Origin of the sequence: Azomonas macrocytogenes (assembly GCF_014191985.1) — a bacterium.
Taxonomy (GTDB): Bacteria; Pseudomonadota; Gammaproteobacteria; order Pseudomonadales; family Pseudomonadaceae; genus Azomonas; species Azomonas macrocytogenes.
In genome coordinates, this window is sequence record NZ_JACHXI010000045.1 from 2,501 (window position 1) to 5,594 (window position 3,094).

Genomic DNA, 3,094 nt, shown 5'->3' on the forward strand with positions numbered 1-3,094 from the left:
GGCGATCTCTGAATGGGGAAACCCACTCACGATAACGTGAGTATCTTGCACTGAATACATAGGTGTAAGAGGCGAACCAGGGGAACTGAAACATCTAAGTACCCTGAGGAACAGAAATCAACCGAGATTCCCTTAGTAGTGGCGAGCGAACGGGGAGTAGCCCTTAAGCTGTCTGGATTTTAGCGGAACGCTCTGGAAAGTGCGGCCATAGTGGGTGATAGCCCTGTACGCGAAAGAATCCTGGCAGTGAAATCGAGTAGGACGGCGCACGTGAAACGTTGTCTGAACATGGGGGGACCATCCTCCAAGGCTAAATACTACTGACTGACCGATAGTGAACCAGTACCGTGAGGGAAAGGCGAAAAGAACCCCGGAGAGGGGAGTGAAATAGAACCTGAAACCGTATGCGTACAAGCAGTGGGAGCCCACTTCGTTGGGTGACTGCGTACCTTTTGTATAATGGGTCAGCGACTTATTTTCAGTGGCAAGCTTAACCGTTTAGGGGAGGCGTAGCGAAAGCGAGTCTTAATAGGGCGTCAAGTCGCTGGGAATAGACCCGAAACCGGGCGATCTATCCATGGGCAGGTTGAAGGTTGGGTAACACTAACTGGAGGACCGAACCGACTACCGTTGAAAAGTTAGCGGATGACCTGTGGATCGGAGTGAAAGGCTAATCAAGCTCGGAGATAGCTGGTTCTCCTCGAAAGCTATTTAGGTAGCGCCTCGTGTATCACTCTGGGGGGTAGAGCACTGTTTCGGCTAGGGGGTCATCCCGACTTACCAAACCGATGCAAACTCCGAATACCCAGAAGTGTCAGCACGGGAGACACACGGCGGGTGCTAACGTCCGTCGTGAAAAGGGAAACAACCCAGACCGTCAGCTAAGGTCCCAAAGTCCTGGTTAAGTGGGAAACGATGTGGGAAGGCTCAGACAGCTAGGAGGTTGGCTTAGAAGCAGCCACCCTTTAAAGAAAGCGTAATAGCTCACTAGTCGAGTCGGCCTGCGCGGAAGATGTAACGGGGCTCAAACCAGGCACCGAAGCTACGGGTTCATCTTTGATGAGCGGTAGAGGAGCGTTCTGTAAGCCTGTGAAGGTGAGTTGAGAAGCTCGCTGGAGGTATCAGAAGTGCGAATGCTGACATGAGTAACGACAATGGGTGTGAAAAACACCCACGCCGAAAGACCAAGGGTTCCTGCGCAACGTTAATCGACGCAGGGTGAGTCGGCCCCTAAGGCGAGGCTGAAAAGCGTAGTCGATGGGAAACGGGTCAATATTCCCGTACTTCTGGTTACTGCGATGGGGGGACGGAGAAGGCTAGGCCAGCAAGGCGTTGGTTGTCCTTGTTTAAGGTAGTAGGCTGATCATCCAGGCAAATCCGGACGATCAAGGCCGAGAACCGATGACGACCCTTCTTTGAGAAGGGGAAGTGGTTGATGCCATGCTTCCAGGAAAAGCCTCTAAGCTTCAGGTAATCAGGAACCGTACCCCAAACCGACACAGGTGGTCGGGTAGAGAATACCAAGGCGCTTGAGAGAACTCGGGTGAAGGAACTAGGCAAAATGGCACCGTAACTTCGGGAGAAGGTGCGCCGGCGAGGGTGAAGCATTTACTGCGTAAGCCCATGCCGGTCGAAGATACCAGGCCGCTGCGACTGTTTATTAAAAACACAGCACTCTGCCAACACGAAAGTGGACGTATAGGGTGTGACGCCTGCCCGGTGCCGGAAGGTTAATTGATGGGGTTAGCGCAAGCGAAGCTCTTGATCGAAGCCCCGGTAAACGGCGGCCGTAACTATAACGGTCCTAAGGTAGCGAAATTCCTTGTCGGGTAAGTTCCGACCTGCACGAATGGCGTAACGATGGCGGCGCTGTCTCCACCCGAGACTCAGTGAAATTGAAATCGCTGTGAAGATGCAGTGTATCCGCGGCTAGACGGAAAGACCCCGTGAACCTTTACTGTAGCTTTGCACTGGACTTTGAGCCTGCTTGTGTAGGATAGGTGGGAGGCTGTGAAGCGTGGACGCCAGTTCGCGTGGAGCCATCCTTGAAATACCACCCTGGCATGCTTGAGGTTCTAACTCTGATCCGTGATCCGGATCGAGGACAGTGTATGGTGGGCAGTTTGACTGGGGCGGTCTCCTCCTAAAGAGTAACGGAGGAGTACGAAGGTGCGCTCAGACCGGTCGGAAATCGGTCGCAGAGTATAAAGGCAAAAGCGCGCTTGACTGCGAGACAGACACGTCGAGCAGGTACGAAAGTAGGTCTTAGTGATCCGGTGGTTCTGTATGGAAGGGCCATCGCTCAACGGATAAAAGGTACTCCGGGGATAACAGGCTGATACCGCCCAAGAGTTCATATCGACGGCGGTGTTTGGCACCTCGATGTCGGCTCATCACATCCTGGGGCTGAAGCCGGTCCCAAGGGTATGGCTGTTCGCCATTTAAAGTGGTACGCGAGCTGGGTTTAGAACGTCGTGAGACAGTTCGGTCCCTATCTGCCGTGGACGTTTGAGATTTGAGAGGGGCTGACCTTAGTACGAGAGGACCGGGTTGGACGAACCTCTGGTGTTCCGGTTGTCACGCCAGTGGCACTGCCGGGTAGCTATGTTCGGAAGAGATAACCGCTGAAAGCATCTAAGCGGGAAACTTGCCTCAAGATGAGATCTCACTGGGGACTTGATCCCCCTGAAGGGCCGTCGAAGACTACGACGTTGATAGGCAGGGTGTGTAAGCGCTGTGAGGCGTTGAGCTAACCTGTACTAATGGCCCGTGAGGCTTGACCATATAACACCCAAGTAATCTGGGTGAAGACGCATCGACCGAAAATCGGCTTGAACGGCAAAGCATACCGTTGGCTAAGCGCCAGCACGGCTTCGATCACATATCCAGGGAACAGCCTAGCAGGCGTTTCCCGTTGAATCGCTTGACGACCATAGAGCATTGGAACCACCTGATCCCTTCCCGAACTCAGTAGTGAAACGATGTATCGCCGATGGTAGTGTGGGGTTTCCCCATGTGAGAGTAGGTCATCGTCAAGCACCTATCCCGACCCCCTGGTACGCACGTGCCAGGGGGTTCGTTCGTCTGGATTCCA

At 53.7% G+C, this 3,094-nt stretch carries 2 rRNA genes (1 of these 2 only partly in view); both read left to right on the forward strand.

Annotation, left to right across the window (positions count from 1 at the left end):
* Positions 1 to 2,784: ribosomal RNA gene (locus FHR87_RS18585) — 23S ribosomal RNA — on the forward strand (it extends 106 nt beyond the left edge of the window).
* 138 nt (positions 2,785 to 2,922) lie between these two features.
* Positions 2,923 to 3,038 (forward strand): 5S ribosomal RNA (gene rrf / locus FHR87_RS18590).
* Positions 3,039 to 3,094 lie beyond the last annotated feature (56 nt).